The sequence below is a fragment of the Niastella sp. sgz303648 genome (assembly GCF_059587045.1).
Genome location: NZ_JCAPSW010000006.1, coordinates 124,251 through 140,481 on the forward strand (window position 1 = coordinate 124,251; position 16,231 = coordinate 140,481).

The following is a 16,231-nucleotide window of genomic DNA, read 5'->3' on the forward strand; positions in this document are numbered from 1 at the left end:
AGTTTTTCTAAAACACCTGATAGTCAATCGAACGGCAGGCAGATAAATACGGTACGTAAATCTCCTATATCGATAAAATCAGTTTGGCACGCGGCATGCTCTTCTATAACTGCAAAATCCACCCCCTTATGAAAAAGACTATTTTGATTGTACTGATCATGCAATTATTCATGTACCTGCTTATGTATTTGATAGCATAGTTTACTATTCTGTTACTTGTAGCGGTTTGGTTTTGTACCTGACCGCTTTTTTAATATCGAATATTAAACAGAAGAATGCTGAATGTTGAAGTTGCCTTTCCTTCGAAATTCGATGTTTATTATTCGTTATTCAATATTGTTCAATAAATCAGGTCTGCGATCTTTAGTACGTTGCAGCGATTGTTCATACCGCCAGTCTTCAACTTTTTTAGGATCGCCGCTAAGCAGTATATCAGGCACTTTCCATCCTCTGAAATCGGCCGGACGGGTATACACAGGCGGCGCCAGCAGGTTATCCTGAAATGAATCCATCAATGCCGAAGTTTCATCGTTCAATACACCCGGTAATAAACGGCCTATGGCATCAACCACAATAGCGGCAGCCAGTTCACCACCACTTAACACGTAATCGCCGATTGATATTTCCCTGGTGATAAAATGTTCGCGTATGCGTTCATCGATCCCTTTATAATGACCGCAGATAACAATCAGGTTTTCTTTAAGTGATAACTGGTTGGCGATCGACTGGTTAAACCGCTCGCCATCGGGCGTCATATAAATGATTTCGTCATATTTGCGTTCCTGCGACAGCGTTTCAATAGCTTTGGCCAGGGGTTCGCACATCATTACCATACCGGCGCCGCCGCCATATTGGTAATCATCTACCTGCCCGTATTCATTTACGGCCCATTGACGCAGGTGGTGCACCTGTACTTCGAGCAAACCTTTATCGCGTGCCCTTTTCATAATAGAGTGCGAAAACGGGCTTTCGAGTAATTCGGGCAAAACGGTAATAATATCAATACGCATGGAGCAAAGATAAAATATTGAACAGAAGAATAATGATGTTGAATGTTGAAGGTATGAGCAACCGGTTCAGCATTCAGTATTGGAAATTCAAAATTCGATATTAATTAAGTATTTGGTAATTTGTGACGTAATTATACAGGCATACAAATGTTTAAAGAGAAACCGTTTAACGTAATATTGTTTTGTTCGATTATAACCATTACTACTGCTGTATTACAATACCTGTATCCGCAGTTCAGCTTTCTGGATGGCGGGCTGATCACCGCTATTCTGGTAACTGTATTTTTAAAGAATGACCTGTACACCAAATTATTCGGCTTTGTTTCGATAGCTCTTGTAGTTATTTCTACTTTTTACCCCAACGAATTCATGACCCGGCAGCAGGTGATTATGCAGCATTTATTTTCGGGCATTGTTGTGGTGCTCACCCTGATATCGGTGCTGTATGTAAAAAAGCTGTATGGTTCCATTGAATCAGATAAACAACAGGTTACCGCTTTATTTGAACATGCCACCGAAGGTATTATTCTTACCAATCAAAAAGGTGAGATCGTTTTAATAAACCCCGCTGCCTTTGAACTGTTCCGGTACAAAAAAGATGAGCTGGTAGGTAAATCAATTGAAGTACTGATCCCTGGCCGGTTTCATCAGAATCACCACAAGTATCGCGAAGGGTTTTACCAAAAACCATCCAACAGGTCGATGGGGCATGGGCGTGATTTGTTTGCCCGTACAAAAGACGGGCACGAACTGCCGGTTGAAGTAAGTCTTAGCTATTATAAGCAAAAGGGCGAGTTTTATGTGATTGCGTTTATTGTTGATATTACACAACGGAAAGAAAGCGAACGAAGGCTGATTGAACAAAAAGATCAGCTCGAAAAAGTATCGGCCGACATACGTAAATTAAATGCCGAGCTGGAAAATAAGGTAGAAGAAAGAACGCTTATTTTGAAAGAAGCCCTGCAGGAACTCGAAAAGTCGCAGCAGGACCTGAGCGAAGCGCTTAATAAGGAAAAAGAACTGAATGAAATTAAATCGAGGTTCGTATCAACCGCTTCTCATGAATTTCGTACGCCGCTCAGTACTGTTTTGTCATCGGCCGCATTATTATCAAAATATGTAAAAACCGAAGAGCAGGATAAACGCGAACGGCATATAAGACGTATTAAAGACTCGGTTAAACACCTGAACAATTTGCTCGAAGACTTTTTATCGCTGGGTAAACTGGAAGAAGGAAAGGTGGAAGCGAAACCCGAGGTGACCGATATAAAAGAATTTCTGGATGAAGTAGCCGAAGAAATGAAAGCTATTGCCAAACCGGGTCAGCTTATATTGGTTGACATGAACGGCGATACGGTGTTTACTACCGACAGAAAATTATTGAAGAACATACTCATTAACCTGCTTAGCAATGCCGTGAAGTTTTCGCCCGAAGAAGCAGAAATATTTTTAAATGCCCAAAACAAAAACAACGAGCTTGTGGTATCGGTAAAAGACCAGGGTATTGGCATTTCGGAAGAAGATCAGCAACATTTATTTAGCAGCTTTTTCCGGGGCAAAAATGCCATCAATATTCAGGGAACCGGTCTTGGTTTGCACATTGTTAAAGGATATGTTGAATTGTTGCACGGCACAATATCACTCAACAGCAAAATAGGAGAGGGTACTATCATTACGCTTCAGTTACCTTCTCTGCCCGAAAACTGTTAAGGGTTTTCACTGCTCGTTAAATAATCGTAACTTAAGAATATAAATTCTCCTGTTATGTTACGAAAACCTGCATTTGTTACCACATTGGTTACAGGCTACCTGGTTTTGTATTATATATTGTTTCATGCAGGCGCCTCTGAAGATATCATTACGGCCATGTTCGCTGCCTCACCGGTTTTAGTTGTGTGGATGGCGATTACTATTATAAAACATGGAAAATATACAGGGGCTGAATTAGGCGACCATGAATGGGGATATCAGGACCGGTTTAATGACACGAAATAACCGGTTGGGGCGCCCTTGCCAATACAGGGCTTACAAATGGAATACCGAGGTTCAATCCACGTAAAATAAGCAACACAGCCATGCCTGCTACCAGCCAGTGTACTGCTTTTTTTAATTGCCGGCGAATAGAAATATTAATGTGAACGCCAAAAAACGACAATGCCAGCATAGCGGGCAAAGTGCCCGATCCGAAAGAAGCCATGAACACAACGCTTTCGGTAATGGAAGAAGCGCTTAAGGTAGCGGCAATGGCAACATATACCATGCCGCAGGGCAATAATCCATTGGCCATTCCCAGTAATAAATAATGATGGTATCGGGGCGATTTTAATAACCTGCCCATTACACCCTGTATACTAACATGAAAAGCCCTGAGCCATTTGGGCGAAACCGGGCTATTGAGAAAATAATTGAGAAAGGACAGCAGCAATATAACCATGCCCATGGTAATACTAAACCATTGCTGAAAGCCTGCTATGTAAATGCTTCTTCCTGCCCATCCGAACAGGGCGCCAATGGCCGCATAGGTAATAATGCGACCGGCATTGTAAAGCATTACCGCTGCCGCCTGCTGCATCCGTTGCAAATGCTGAACAGGTAAGGCCAATGCCAGCGGACCACACATGCCCACACAGTGAAAACTGCTCACCAATCCTAATAAGATGCCTGCTATTGCTGCCTCAAAAAACATAGGAATGCCAATACTGTTGAATGAATATATATAACTGTTACACGTTTCAGGTTACCGGTTACAAGATTAAAGCCCCTGCAACCTGAAATTTGTAACCTGTAACAATTAATTTATGGTAACATGTACTTCGCTGTAATACTGCTGCCCGTTACTTTCCCAGTTCAGCTTAACGGTATAAATGCCGGGAACAAATTCCCTGCGGTCGATGATTTGTTGGGCCGCGGAAGTCATCTTAAGCGCTACTTTTTTATCTTTCTGAGCATTGTCGGCACAATAAAACAAGGCATTTCCCGAAACGGTAGTCTGCTGCATTTCGTTCGGTAAGCGAATGATAATATTATTTCCTGATTGTGTTACAGTAGCGCGGCTGCTGAGGCGATTGGCGCGGTTAGTGCCATCTATCACCTGCTGGTATTGCAGCTCATCTTTGTAATATTCTTTCGACACCAGGTCGTAGCGGGTGTGCATGCTTTGGAAAACGAGGTACAATATCATACCTGCAAACAGAACAAACCCAAGCGTTAATTTATGTCCCCAATTCAATGTCATAATAAATTGTTTTGTGGTGAATGGTGAAACGTAAATCGTGAAACGGCAATCGGCAAAGCCCTTTAACTCCCTGTCAGCTCTGTTAACTTATCAACTGGTTAACTTATTAACTTACCAACTTTTCAACCCGTTAACCTCCCAATTCCTATGCGCAATCTGCCCACCTCCTTGTACCTTTATTCTGCAACAGGTCCCAGGAAATTGGTTGTTATTTCATCGATCTTTTCTTTTCCGTTATACAGCCCGATGTGAACGGGCAATTTTCTTTGATGAATGATGTTGGCAGGAAGCACTATAAAGAAAGTGCCCGAGCCCTGGCCTTCTTCTTTCACCTGAATGTTATGATGTGCGCCGATAATCTCAACCCTGCCGCTGATGTTCTCGAGCTTCAGCTGTAACGGAACCTGTTGAATGGTTTTATTGGCCACTTTAATATTGTACAGGTTCGATATACTATCGGCACCCCTTTGCTGATACAACATACCGGGCGTACGCATAATGGTTGCATCAACTTCTTTGCGGGTGAATAATAAAATGCCCAGAATGATTAGTAAAATGGTAAGCAATACGGTATACAGTTTCATGCGGCCGGTATACTTCAGCGGCTCCCTGCTTTCGATGCCGTTTTCCGATGCATACCGTATAAGCTCCAATGGTTTGTTTATTTTTTCCATCATGGCATTGCAGGCATCGATGCAGGCTGTACAACCCACGCATTCCAGCTGCGTGCCATTGCGTATGTCGATGCCTGTAGGACAAACCTTTACACATTGCAGGCAATCAATACAATCGCCCTGTTCGAGAACGGTCTTCTTGCTAAACTTGCCCCGCGGCTCGCCCCGTTTGTAATCGTAGGCCACGATCATTGAATTGCGGTCTAACAATACGCCCTGCAAACGGCCGTAAGGGCATACTACCGTACAGGCCTGTTCGCGAAAGAAAGCATACACGGCATAAAAAACGCCCGAAAAAATCAGTATCGAAAACAATCCGCCTACATGCAGATGTACAGGTTCGGTTATTATCTTACCCAGTTCTTTAGTACCGATAATATAAGCCAGAAAGAAATTGGCGATGATGAACGACATCAGGTAAAACACGGTGTGCTTAGCCGTTTTTTTAAATATTTTACTGCCTGTCCACGGGGCCTGCGCCAGCAGCCGTTGTTCTGCAGCATTACCTTCAATGGCATATTCGATTTTACGAAAGAACATTTCCATGAAAATGGTTTGCGGACAAACCCATCCGCAAAACAGCCGGCCGAAGGCAGCAGTAAACAAAATTATAAATACAATGAATGTTACCATCGCGAGGCCGAAGATGAAAAAATCCTGCGGCCAGAATACCTTTCCAAAAATGATAAAATGCGCGGTTGTTACATCAAACAAAAACAATGGCCTGCCATGTACGTATATAAACGGCAGTGAAAAGAAAAGAATAAAGAAAAACCAGCTTATATAGGTACGAATGGAATATAACTTACCCTTTGGCTTTTGCGCGTACACCCATTTTCGCTTGCCCGATGCATCTACTGTTGCAATACGGTCGCGGAACGAGTTGTTGAATTCAGGCGACACAGGGGTAATATTTGTTGCAGGTTCCAATTGTTTAATTAGTTTTTAGTAACAGCGGCTACTTTATTGGTGATTGAATCTGATTTATTGTTTGTATTGGTTTCTTCCTGGAACAACTCACCCTGTTTGGCTTTGGCATTCGGTGGGTTGGTGCCATGAATTGATTTTATATAGCTGGCTACCTGTGCTATTTGCACGGGCGACAGATCGTCTTTCCAGCTGCGCATTCCTTTTTCGGGCCAGCCGTATTTAATGGTTTTAAAAACATCTTTCACGCTGCCGCCATGTAACCAGTAATCATCGGTAAGGTTGGGGCCTACAATTCCTTCTCCGGCTTTACCATGACAGGCTGCGCAGTTTTGTGTAAACACTTTTTCACCACCTGCCAGGTCGGCTGCTGCAGTTAACCGTTTTACGGTGCTTTCATCAACATTATTAGCCGATTTTTTCAGGTAGATCGCTTTTTGTTCATCTGCCTGCTTCATAGCAATTTGTAACTCTTCGTGGCTTAACGGGGCTGTATGCGAAACGTGGTACCTCCACAGATAAACAGCAGCAAAAATGATAGTTGCATAAAATCCATACAGCCACCAGGGTGGTAACCGGTTATCCAGCTCGCGAATGCCATCGTAATCGTGGCCGAGATCGATCTGCGCTTCCTGTTCAACCGGCTTAAATCTGTTTAGCTTATCCCAAATGTTAACCTTCGGCTTCAGCTTGTATTCGGTAGCGCCCGATAAGTTCTGCCGTAATTTTTCTTTCGACAGAAAAACGCGCAACTGATACAACAGCATAAATACTACCAGTAGTTCAGCGCCAATTACGCCTACAATAAAGTAAAAGGCAACGGGCGATAAACCACCGATTGTTTCGGCTGTCTGCGTGGTGGCCGCAGCTACATTAGCATCCTGCGCAAACACCGGAGCGCTGAATAACAGCAGGGCAATAACAGATGCGGTGGCGGCAACAGCACTGCCCGATTTGTTTTGTTCACGCTCTTTTTCTTTCTGATGGTAATAACTGGCTGCGCCTAACACAACATTGGCAAGCAAGCCAATGGCCAGTAAAAGAATGAGCATGATGATAATCATGGTTATAACAAACGGATCGTACATGGAGGATTCTTTTGGCGCACTTCCTCCTCCATTGGCCATTACTGCCGGTACTGATAATAACCAGGCCGCAATAACAGTGGCTGCTTTTTTTAATGTGCTGTTTTTTCTTTTAAACCGATTAAAGCCGGGCATATTTAAATTGTTTTAAAAGTTCTTTGTTAGTCTAAAGGAATGCGACTGATATCATAGATCGTTTTCTTGTCTGCTTTAATCACCCATATCAGCATCACGAGAAAAAACAATCCGAAAATCGCAAATGATAAAAGCGGGTAAATGCTTACCCCGGTGATCTTTTCCAGATAGTTTATGAACTTCATAGTTGTATTAGTTTGAGCTTTGAGCAACTGAACTTGCTTTTATATCTTTTCCCAACCGTTGCAGATAGGCAATCAGTGCTACGATCTCTGCATCTTTGGGTGTTTCTATTTTATCCAATTTCAGGCTTACACGAATTCCGTTTGCCTGTAACAGTAAGTCCTGATTAGCTACGTGATCATATCCTTTGGGATAGGGCACTCCTAATGTTTGCATGGCCCTGATCTTTGCCGGTGTAGAGGCGGTGTCGATCTTATTGTCGAGCAGCCAGCTGTACGATGGCATAATGGAGCCGGGCGACATAATACGAGGGTCCATCATGTGGTTGTAGTGCCAACTGTCGGGGTACTTGCCGCCTTCACGCGCCAGATCGGGACCTGTTCTTTTTGAACCCCACTGAAATGGATGATCGTATACGAATTCGCCGGCTTTTGAATATTCGCCATAACGGGCAACTTCATCACGGAAAGGGCGAACCATTTGCGAGTGACAGGTGTAGCAGCCTTCGCGTATATAAATATCACGGCCCTGTAGTTCGAGCGGTGTATATGGTTTTACACTCGCGATAGTGGGCACATTGCTTTTTATGAGGAAGGTGGGCACCATTTCAATAGCGCCGCCGATGGCCACAACTATTAAACTGAACACCAGCAAAGTCATTGGTTTTCTTTCGATCCAGCGGTGCCAGTATTCGCGCACGTGGCCTGTTTCTTTTTGTAATGGCGCAGCTTCGGCCGCTTCGTTGGCAATGAATGAACCTTTGGCAATTGTTTTAGCCAGGTTGTATACCATTATAAAGGCGCCGATGAGATAAAGCGTACCGCCGATGCTGCGGGTAACGTACATGGGAACAATGTGGGTTACTGTTTCAAGGAATTGAAATTTCAATTGTCCTTCTTCAGTAAAGGTCTTCCACATTTGAGCCTGTGTAAAACCGGCCCAGTATAACGGTACAGCATATATTACGATACCGATGGTGCCTAACCAAAAGTGGTTGGTGGCCAGTTTCTTTGAATATATTGATGTGCCCCACATGCGTGGAATGAGCCAGTACAGCATACCGAATGCCATAAAGCCATTCCAGCCAAGTCCGCCAATGTGTACGTGGGCAATGGTCCAGTCGGTGAAGTGTGAAATCGCATTTACGCTTTTCAGCGACATCATGGGGCCTTCGAATGTTGACATACCATAGCAGGTAACGGCCACCACGAAGAATTTTAAAACAGGATCTTCTCTTACTTTATCCCAGGCGCCACGCAGTGTGAACAAACCGTTGAGCATACCACCCCAGCTGGGGGCAATCAGCATCAGGGAGAATACGGTTCCCAGCGACTGAGCCCAGTCGGGCAATGAAGTATACAACAGGTGGTGCGGGCCGGCCCATATGTAAATAAATATCAGCGCCCAGAAGTGAATGATCGATAACCGATATGAATAAACAGGGCGGTTGGCTGCCTTTGGAAGAAAATAATACATCAAACCAAGGATAGGCGTAGTTAAAAAGAAGGCTACGGCATTATGACCATACCACCATTGTACCAGGGCATCCTGTACGCCCGCGTACCAGCTGTAACTTTTGAAAATAGAAACCGGAATTTCGAATGAGTTTACAATATGCAACATAGCCACGGTTACCCAGGTAGCTATGTAAAACCAAATGGCAACATACAAGTGCCTTTCTCTTCTTTTTATAATAGTACCAAACAGGTTAATACCAAAAACAACCCATACCAGGGTAATGGCAATATCAATGGGCCATTCCAGTTCGGCATATTCCTTACCGGTTGTATAACCCAGCGCAAGGGTTAATGCTGCGGCAACAATAATACTCTGCCATCCCCAAAAATGAATATTGCTTAATTTATCACTGAACATGCGGGCTTTACAAAGCCGTTGCAGTGAATAATAAACACCGGTGAAAATGCAGTTGCCAACAAAGGCAAAGATCACCGCATTGGTATGAATGGGACGTAACCGGCCAAAAGTGGTAGGAGCAAAGTTTAATGCGGCACCCGGCGCATAAAACTGAATAGCAACCCACAAACCGGCTATCATGCCTACAATACCCCAAAGCGCGGTGGCATACGCGAACCGTTTAACAATCCTGTTGTCGTAATAAAATTGCTCTACTTGCATATTGGTATATTCGGTTTTGTGTGTAAAAAGGGGTGATTATTTTTCCGATTCGTTTTTTGTGTTGGTTACCGGATTGTCGAATAAGATCCGTTGCGGCGGCGAAAACTCATCATCATATTGCCCGTTGCGCACACTCCATATAAAAGCCGCCAGAAAAACCGCAGCTACTGATATACTGGCAATAAGAAGAATGATTATGGCGCTCATAAGAAATGTAATTGATATATAACAAAAGTATTTTTATACCGAAAGTTGCCATGTGATATGGCTCAGAGTTGGAAATGATTTTAATCATGGCTACTGCCGAAAGTGCGGTGAGAGCGCAGAAATATGCCATCATCCTGAGCGCCTGCCACCGGGTAATAAGTTAATTACCGGAACAAACGCCAGGATGTGACACATAGTGGGGCTATACAAGTAATCAGAACCTTAACAATCTGGCAGCTATATTGCTGCTGCCAAACGTAACCAGCAAAATGCTGAGTGAACTGGCAGGCATCAGAATGGCAGCAATCAGCGGTGATAAAACACCCTGTACAGCAAAACTGAGCCCTATTATGTTATATACGATCGATAATACAAAACTGGCGATTACAATTTGTTTGTTGGCTTTGCACAACCTGATGAATGCCGGCAACCGCGATAACTGACCAGCCTCCATAATGGCGTCGCTGGCGGGCGTAAAATTGTTGCAGTTGTCGGTAAGGGCTATACCCACATTGCTTTGTTTTAAGGCGCCTGCATCGTTTAAACCATCCCCGATCATCATTACCTTTTCGCCTTTCTGCTGCAGATTTTTAATGTAAAGCAGCTTGTCTTCGGGCTGCTGGTTAAACAATAATCTTGTGTCCCCGCCCATTAACTGCTGCAGCGTATTGTATTCGGTAGCGTTATCGCCCGATAATACCGACAACCGGTAGCGCGATGATAATGCCTTTATCAGTCCTGGTACTGCTTCACGGTAATGGTTGTGCATGGTAAAGTATCCATACAATTTGTTATCGATAGATACATATACCCTCGATCCATCGGCGTGCAGCGTTTTATTTCCGGTAACAAAGGCCTGTGAGCCTAAGGCAATCCAGTCGTCGCCCACCATGCCTTCGATGCCTTTACCGGTTACTTCGCGAAACTCCTCAACCAGCAGGCGGGGCAAATGGCCATAATGGCTTACCAGCGCCCTGCTCAACGGGTGATTCGTTTGTGCTGCAATGCTAACAATGGCCTGTTGCTGCAACCGGCTTAATGAACGGCCGTTATAAATTACCTGTTGTTCGCCGGGCGTGGTAAGTGTTCCGGTTTTATCGAAAACGATATGGGTAATGCCGGCAACATCTTCAATGGTTTGTGCGCTGCGTAAGTAAAATTTATTTCGGCCGGCTATGCGTAGAACGTTTCCGTTGGTAAATGTGTTCGACAACAACAGGGCGCAGGGGCAGGCAACTATCAAAACGGATGTGATCACATTCCATACTTTGTTGTTGTCGTGCATCAGCCACCAGGCGGCTGCTACGGTAGCGATGGTAAAAAGTATCCAGGTAAAATAGCGGCTTAACAGGTGAACAAATGAAACCGATTTTGAATCGGCATTCTTTTTAAATTCATCTCTCGACCATAACCTGGTTAAATAGCTTTGGGTAACTTCTTTTATAACCAGTATTTCGATGGCGCTTCCGGTTTGTTTGCCACCGGCGTACACAATTTCGCCCATTTCTTTATTAACCGGTAACGATTCGCCGGTTACAAAACTGTAGTCGATACAGGCTTTTCCGCGTGTGCATATGCCATCCGCCGGAATTAACTCATTGCTATGTATCAGCAGCGTATCGCCCACTTTCACATCGGGTAAAGGAACCGGCACCTGTTGAACACCTTTCACAATTGTGGCAGCCACCGGAAAATAGGAGGTAAAATCGCGTTCGAACGATAATTGCTGATAGGTTTTATCCTGTAGCACCCTGCCTGTAAGCATAAAGAAAACAATACCTGCCATAGAATCGAAATACCCGGCGCCGGTACCGCTTGTAACTTCGTACAGGCTTCGTGAAAACGTTACAATAATGGCCAGCGCAATAGGTGCATCGATGTTCAGGAATTTATGCTGCAATCCTTTCCATCCCGATTCGTAAAAAGGCCAGGCGCTGTAAAAGAATACCGGCAGCGCCAGCATTACATTCAGTATACGGAAGGCATGCTGCAATTGCATGTCGGCCTGTTCCAGTCCCAGGTATTCGGGAAAACTCAGCAGCATTATGTTCGCAAAACAAAAACCGGCTACTCCCAGCCGGTAAATCATGCTTTTATTGGCGCGTGGTTTATGATTTTGCAGATTTTGTAAACTGATATAGGGTTCATAGCCTATGCTGGTAAGCAGTTCGGCCACCTGCTGAAGCGTTATGCCGGAATGATCAAAAATTATATTAACTTCCTTACGGCTGAAATTTACCGTGGCGCTTATTACCGCCGGCTGCAGGCTGTGCAGGTTTTCGAGCAGGTATAAACAGGAGCTGCAATGTATTTGGGGCAGGTAAAACGTAATATGGGTTTGTTGTTCGTCGCTGAACGAAATAAGCTGTTGTTGTATAGCTGCATCCTGCAAAAAAGCAAACTTGTCTTTACGAACGGCTATCCGTTGATTAATACCGGGTTGATCGTTCAAATTATAGTATTCGCATAAACCGCTGCGGTTTAATAATTGATACACCATTTTGCAGCCTTCGCAGCAAAAATGTTTATCTTCCGCCGTAATTGTTGCGGTGGTACAAACTTCGCCACAATGAAAGCATACCAACTGATTGTTTACAGTGGTTGAATGCATAATAAACAGCTTTTTTAAGCTGCTAAAATAATATTAGGCGCAGGGGCGCCGGCTGACTGGCATCATTCCGGCGTATGATAATGATCAACCATTTTAAAAGTTTTACCTTTGCAACAGGTTGTATTATATATAGTAGCGTTCACCCGATAGGCAACCGTACTGCCACATCATATTCCTTATAGTTTAAAAATTTATAACATGAGCAGGATACTTGTTATTGATGATAATACAGACATCCGCGAAAATACCGCCGAAATATTAGCCCTTGCCGGTTATGAAACCCATACAGCCGAAAATGGGAAAAAGGGGATGGAAATTGCCATTAAAGTAAAACCCGACCTGATCATTTGTGATATCATGATGCCCGAGCTGGATGGTTATGGCGTTTTACACCTGCTCAGAAAGAACCGTGAAACGGAAAATACGCCTTTTATATTTCTTACTGCCAAAGCCGAACGGGGCGATTTTCGCAAAGGAATGGAAATGGGCGCCGATGATTATATAACCAAACCTTTCGACGATCTGGAATTACTGAAAGCCGTGGAAATACGGTTAAAAAAACTGAGCATTTTACAAAGCCAGTACGAAGCGGGTGAAAAGGGCGCCGGCAAACTGATGAAAGACCTGAAGGGTAGCGGTTTATTATTGCCCGACCCCGAAAGGTACAGCAGCGAGCTGCTGATGAAAAAACAGGTTTTGTACAGCGAAGGAAAGCACGCCCGGTTTTTGTTTTACCTGAAAAGCGGTAAGATCAAAACATTTAAGATTCACGAAGACGGTAAGGAATACATCACCAATTTATATGGTCCCGATGAATATATAGGCCATGTGGCCCTGCTCGAAAATCATACTTATACCGATACAGCCGAAGTACTCGAAAATGCCGAAATCGTTTCAATTCCCAAAGACGATTTTTTGCAGGCGGTTTACAACGATATGAGCATTGCCTCGAAATTTATAAAGCTCATCACCAACGATGTAAAGGAAAAAGAAGAACGGTTGTTGCGACTGGCCTACGATTCATTGCGTAAACGCGTAGCGAAGGCATTGGTTGATGTGCAACAGAAATTCAATAAAGAGAAAAAAGATCCGGTGCTGATAGAAATTTCGCGCGAAGATTTTGCGCAATATATTGGTACTGCCACCGAATCGGTTATTCGCACGCTGAGTGATTTTAAATCAGAAAAACTGATCGAAATCAAAGAGGGAAAAATCAGGATACTGAACGGAGAAAAATTGAATAACCTGCTTTATTAAGTCGAAAGACCGAAAGTCGGAAAGTCCGGAAGAAATACAGTTATAAGTGTTTTTCTTTCGGACTTTCAGATTTACCGACTTCCTGACTCTTACCTATAGTTATTTCGCGACCATGATCGTTTTGTTGTTTGAGCGTCCAGCTATCGGTAATGGTGGTTTCGAGCCACAGGTTACCTGAGCGGCGGAATACCTGGGCCGACAAGCCAAACTGGTCCATAAAAGCGTTTTCGAAATCGGTTACCGTCGTAATATCGTTGATTTCAAGCCTGCCTTTATCTTTTTTCCAGTTCCATGCTTCTTTTAATAGTCTTGTACCTGGAATTAATTTATTTATAGGATACCGGTCGCGACGAATGCTTCCGTTTTTAAAAAACTCGATTTTTAAAAACGGATATAAAGCACAGAAATCTTTCTGTATTTCGCTGATCAGCCGCTCTCCGTTAATTTCCAAATACATACAGAATAATTTAAATTCTTCTATTTGCTGCTGCGCCTTTCCGGCGCTGAAGTTCTGGCGCAGGCGCCTATACTAAGGCGACACGCGGTCACATAACTTCAGCGATGCCCGGCTACACTCAGTTCCGACTATATTTCAGGATTCTGTTAAAATAAATTTATCATCACTGTAAACAAAGCTAACTTTTGCGGCAGCCCCGGAAAATGATTTTAAGATAGGAGAATGCTGATTCTGGTCAGGTTAGAAAATGAAAACGTGCGGGTGGTAAAAGCAGGTTGGCAGTTTGTTCCGCCACGATGGGAGCAATTAACTCTTCCCTGACAACTGCCAACTGAAAATCGGATTGTATAAAACGGAAGCTATTCCATAAAGTCATCGAGATCGCGTCTTTCTTTTTTGGTAGGGCGACCTATTTTGCTCAGTCGTTTACCGGTATGAAAGCTGGATGCCTGGTGTTGCAGGCGTTCGAGTTCTTCGGCCGGTGTAATATCAATATAGTATTTTATAGCTTCAGTGTAGGCCTGTCGGTTGTGCAGTAAACCGGTGACCTTTATGCGCCAGCGCCGCGCCTCGGTTTTAACTTCATATTCTTCACCCACATGCACCTGTTTGGAGGCTTTCACCTGTGAACCATCCCACTTCACCTTACCGCTATCGCAGGCAGCTGCTGCCAGCGAACGCGTTTTAAATAAACGAATCGCCCAGAGGTATTTATCTATGCGGAGTTTTTCTTTTTCTGCCATGTGTTTTGCTTATGCGATATATTACAATTCAACCCAACCAAAGTTAAAAAAACTCCACGAAATAGCGATGCCACGGCTCACGCTGAAACTGCGCTCAGAGCCGTGGCATCGTAATATAATATTTAAATATTGTCTCCTGTAAGCTATTGGAACACAACTTATCCCTCCCCAAAATACTTATGGAACCAGGGAATGGTTTCAATGCCTTTGTAAAAATTCACCAGGTCGAATTTTTCATTGGGCGAATGCAGGTTATCGCTATCAAGCCCAAAACCCATGAACACGATCTTTACGCCCAGCTCTTTTTCAAGAATAGAGCAAATAGGAATACTGCCGCCGCCACGTACAGGTATAGGTTTTTTTCCGAATGTGGTTTCGATTGATTTAGCGGCTGCCTGGTAGGCTTTTGAATCGATCGGTGTCATATAAGGCTCGCCACCGTGCAGGTTATGCGCTTCTACCGTAACGCCGGCAGGCGCTATTTTCCTGAAATGCCGCAACAGCATGTCGGTGATTTTTTCAGATGACTGGTTAGGCACCAGCCGTGCCGATATTTTTGCGTAGGCTTTTGAAGGCAATACGGTTTTGGCGCCTTCACCGGTATAACCACCCCAAATGCCGTTTATTTCCAATGTGGGCCGAATACCCGTTCTTTCATTGGTGGTATATCCTTTTTCGCCCCAGAGTTCTTTAACGCCCAGGTCGTTTTTGTATTCGGTTTCACTGTAGGGAGCTGCCGCCATTAATTTTCTTTCTTCCGTAGTAGCTTCCACTACATCATCATAAAAACCGGGAATGGTGATATGATTATTTTCATCGTGGCACGATGCGATCATTCTGGCCAGCATGGTAGCCGGGTTGGCTACGGCGCCGCCATAAACACCGCTGTGTAAATCGCGGTTGGGGCCCGTTACTTCAACCTGTATATACGCCAGGCCGCGAACACCGATATCGATGGAAGGATTTTCCATGCTAATCATGGCGCTGTCGCTGATAAGAATTACATCGCATTTGAGCAGGTCTTTATTGGCCGCAACAAACTTACCCAGGTTGGGCGAACCAACTTCTTCTTCTCCTTCGATCAAAAACTTGATATTGTTTCCGAGCGAGTTGGTTTTGGATAATATTTCAAGGGCCTTTACATGCATGTAAAACTGCCCTTTATCATCGGCAGATCCACGGGCGTAAATGCGCCCTTCTTTGATCACCGGATCAAACGGACCGCTGTGCCAAAGGTTCAGCGGATCGGGCGGTTGTACATCGTAATGGCCGTAAACCAATACGGTGGGTTTTGAAGGATCAACAATTTTTTCGGCATATACTACCGGGTGGCCATCAGTTTCAAGCACAGAAGCTTTTGCGGCCCCGGCTTCGAGCAATCGCTGTTGCACTTTTTCTGCACATTTTCTCATATCCTCTTTATGGGCGCTGTTGGCGCTCACCGAAGGAATGCGTAACAATTCCAATAATTCGTCCAGGAAGCGTTCTTTGTTCTTTTCCTGGTAATCTTTCCAGGCTTGCATAATCATGAGTTTAGTTATTAACAATACTTGGCAAACGGATAGCGAATA

Annotated in this window: 15 protein-coding genes; 3 read left to right on the forward strand and 12 right to left on the reverse strand. The window is 44.1% G+C overall.

The annotated features are described in order from the left end of the window. Positions 1-326 precede the first annotated feature (326 nt). The gene (trmD, locus tag AC59IL_RS18730; protein ID WP_496553710.1) at positions 327-1,010 is read right to left on the reverse strand and encodes a tRNA (guanosine(37)-N1)-methyltransferase TrmD; all 684 of its coding nucleotides are present in this window, start codon (positions 1,008-1,010) and stop codon (positions 327-329) included. A 147-nt stretch (positions 1,011-1,157) separates the two neighbouring features. Here trmD and AC59IL_RS18735 point away from each other — a divergent pair, with 147 nt between their 5' ends. Then, on the forward strand, positions 1,158-2,720 hold the full coding sequence (locus AC59IL_RS18735; RefSeq protein ID WP_496553711.1) for a PAS domain-containing sensor histidine kinase: 1,563 nt from the start codon (positions 1,158-1,160) through the stop codon (positions 2,718-2,720). Between the two features lie 54 nt (positions 2,721-2,774). After that, positions 2,775-3,005, forward strand: a complete 231-nt coding sequence (locus tag AC59IL_RS18740; protein ID WP_496553712.1) for a hypothetical protein — start codon at positions 2,775-2,777, stop codon at positions 3,003-3,005. On the opposite strand, the gene AC59IL_RS18745 is transcribed toward AC59IL_RS18740, so the two are convergent. The 8 genes from AC59IL_RS18745 to AC59IL_RS18780 form a co-directional block, all read right to left on the reverse strand. Continuing rightward, positions 2,989-3,696: a sulfite exporter TauE/SafE family protein gene (locus AC59IL_RS18745; RefSeq protein WP_496553713.1), complete on the reverse strand. Its 708-nt coding sequence runs from the start codon at positions 3,694-3,696 to the stop codon at positions 2,989-2,991. The two genes, AC59IL_RS18740 and AC59IL_RS18745, sit on opposite strands and share 17 nt — an antisense overlap. Positions 3,697-3,801: 105 nt before the next feature. Further along, positions 3,802-4,245 carry a FixH family protein gene (locus tag AC59IL_RS18750; protein ID WP_496553714.1) on the reverse strand — a complete coding sequence of 148 codons (444 nt, stop codon included), beginning with the start codon at positions 4,243-4,245 and terminating at the stop codon, positions 3,802-3,804. A 176-nt stretch (positions 4,246-4,421) separates the two neighbouring features. After that, entirely contained in the window at positions 4,422-5,849 is a 1,428-nt protein-coding gene (ccoG, locus tag AC59IL_RS18755) for a cytochrome c oxidase accessory protein CcoG (RefSeq protein WP_496553715.1), read from the reverse strand. An 8-nt stretch (positions 5,850-5,857) separates the two neighbouring features. Beyond that, positions 5,858-7,066: a cbb3-type cytochrome c oxidase N-terminal domain-containing protein gene (locus tag AC59IL_RS18760; RefSeq protein ID WP_496553716.1), complete on the reverse strand. Its 1,209-nt coding sequence runs from the start codon at positions 7,064-7,066 to the stop codon at positions 5,858-5,860. 26 nt (positions 7,067-7,092) lie between these two features. Next, positions 7,093-7,251 (reverse strand): CcoQ/FixQ family Cbb3-type cytochrome c oxidase assembly chaperone, encoded by a 159-nt coding sequence (locus AC59IL_RS18765; RefSeq protein ID WP_496553717.1) that lies wholly within the window; start codon positions 7,249-7,251, stop codon positions 7,093-7,095. Between the two features lie 7 nt (positions 7,252-7,258). After that, a complete protein-coding gene (gene ccoN / locus AC59IL_RS18770) occupies positions 7,259-9,385 on the reverse strand; it encodes a cytochrome-c oxidase, cbb3-type subunit I (RefSeq protein ID WP_496553718.1) in 2,127 nt (708 codons plus the stop codon). Between the two features lie 36 nt (positions 9,386-9,421). Then, on the reverse strand, positions 9,422-9,592 hold the full coding sequence (gene ccoS, locus AC59IL_RS18775; protein WP_496553719.1) for a cbb3-type cytochrome oxidase assembly protein CcoS: 171 nt from the start codon (positions 9,590-9,592) through the stop codon (positions 9,422-9,424). Positions 9,593-9,806: 214 nt separating this feature from the next. Beyond that, positions 9,807-12,203 (reverse strand): heavy metal translocating P-type ATPase, encoded by a 2,397-nt coding sequence (locus tag AC59IL_RS18780; protein ID WP_496553720.1) that lies wholly within the window; start codon positions 12,201-12,203, stop codon positions 9,807-9,809. Positions 12,204-12,401: 198 nt separating this feature from the next. Between AC59IL_RS18780 and AC59IL_RS18785 the strand changes: the two genes are divergently transcribed. Further along, complete coding sequence (locus AC59IL_RS18785) at positions 12,402-13,460, forward strand: response regulator (protein ID WP_496553721.1); 1,059 nt, start codon at positions 12,402-12,404, stop codon at positions 13,458-13,460. A gap of 40 nt (positions 13,461-13,500) precedes the next feature. On the opposite strand, the gene AC59IL_RS18790 is transcribed toward AC59IL_RS18785, so the two are convergent. The 3 genes from AC59IL_RS18790 to AC59IL_RS18800 all read right to left on the reverse strand — a co-directional run bounded on the left by AC59IL_RS18790 (position 13,501) and on the right by AC59IL_RS18800 (position 16,183). Next, positions 13,501-13,917 carry a hypothetical protein gene (locus tag AC59IL_RS18790; RefSeq protein ID WP_496553722.1) on the reverse strand — a complete coding sequence of 139 codons (417 nt, stop codon included), beginning with the start codon at positions 13,915-13,917 and terminating at the stop codon, positions 13,501-13,503. A gap of 359 nt (positions 13,918-14,276) precedes the next feature. Continuing rightward, on the reverse strand, positions 14,277-14,660 hold the full coding sequence (locus AC59IL_RS18795; RefSeq protein ID WP_496553723.1) for an RNA-binding S4 domain-containing protein: 384 nt from the start codon (positions 14,658-14,660) through the stop codon (positions 14,277-14,279). A gap of 158 nt (positions 14,661-14,818) precedes the next feature. After that, positions 14,819-16,183, reverse strand: coding sequence for a dipeptidase (locus AC59IL_RS18800; protein ID WP_496553724.1), 1,365 nt, complete (start codon positions 16,181-16,183; stop codon positions 14,819-14,821). Between the last annotated feature and the right edge of the window lie 48 nt (positions 16,184-16,231).

Excerpts from the sequence above, each read along its gene's own strand:
- AC59IL_RS18790 (WP_496553722.1), bottom strand. The coding sequence starts at position 13,917 with ATGTATTTGGAAATTAACGGAGAGCGGCTGATCAGCGAAATACAGAAA.
- trmD (WP_496553710.1), bottom strand. The coding sequence starts at position 1,010 with ATGCGTATTGATATTATTACCGTTTTGCCCGAATTACTCGAAAGCCCG.
- AC59IL_RS18780 (WP_496553720.1), bottom strand. The coding sequence starts at position 12,203 with ATGCATTCAACCACTGTAAACAATCAGTTGGTATGCTTTCATTGTGGC.
- AC59IL_RS18785 (WP_496553721.1), top strand. The coding sequence starts at position 12,402 with ATGAGCAGGATACTTGTTATTGATGATAATACAGACATCCGCGAAAAT.
- AC59IL_RS18800 (WP_496553724.1), bottom strand. The coding sequence starts at position 16,183 with ATGCAAGCCTGGAAAGATTACCAGGAAAAGAACAAAGAACGCTTCCTG.
- AC59IL_RS18760 (WP_496553716.1), bottom strand. The coding sequence starts at position 7,066 with ATGCCCGGCTTTAATCGGTTTAAAAGAAAAAACAGCACATTAAAAAAA.
- AC59IL_RS18765 (WP_496553717.1), bottom strand. The coding sequence starts at position 7,251 with ATGAAGTTCATAAACTATCTGGAAAAGATCACCGGGGTAAGCATTTAC.
- AC59IL_RS18740 (WP_496553712.1), top strand. The coding sequence starts at position 2,775 with ATGTTACGAAAACCTGCATTTGTTACCACATTGGTTACAGGCTACCTG.
- AC59IL_RS18735 (WP_496553711.1), top strand. The coding sequence starts at position 1,158 with ATGTTTAAAGAGAAACCGTTTAACGTAATATTGTTTTGTTCGATTATA.
- ccoS (WP_496553719.1), bottom strand. The coding sequence starts at position 9,592 with ATGAGCGCCATAATCATTCTTCTTATTGCCAGTATATCAGTAGCTGCG.
- AC59IL_RS18750 (WP_496553714.1), bottom strand. The coding sequence starts at position 4,245 with ATGACATTGAATTGGGGACATAAATTAACGCTTGGGTTTGTTCTGTTT.
- AC59IL_RS18745 (WP_496553713.1), bottom strand. The coding sequence starts at position 3,696 with ATGTTTTTTGAGGCAGCAATAGCAGGCATCTTATTAGGATTGGTGAGC.
- AC59IL_RS18795 (WP_496553723.1), bottom strand. The coding sequence starts at position 14,660 with ATGGCAGAAAAAGAAAAACTCCGCATAGATAAATACCTCTGGGCGATT.
- ccoN (WP_496553718.1), bottom strand. The coding sequence starts at position 9,385 with ATGCAAGTAGAGCAATTTTATTACGACAACAGGATTGTTAAACGGTTC.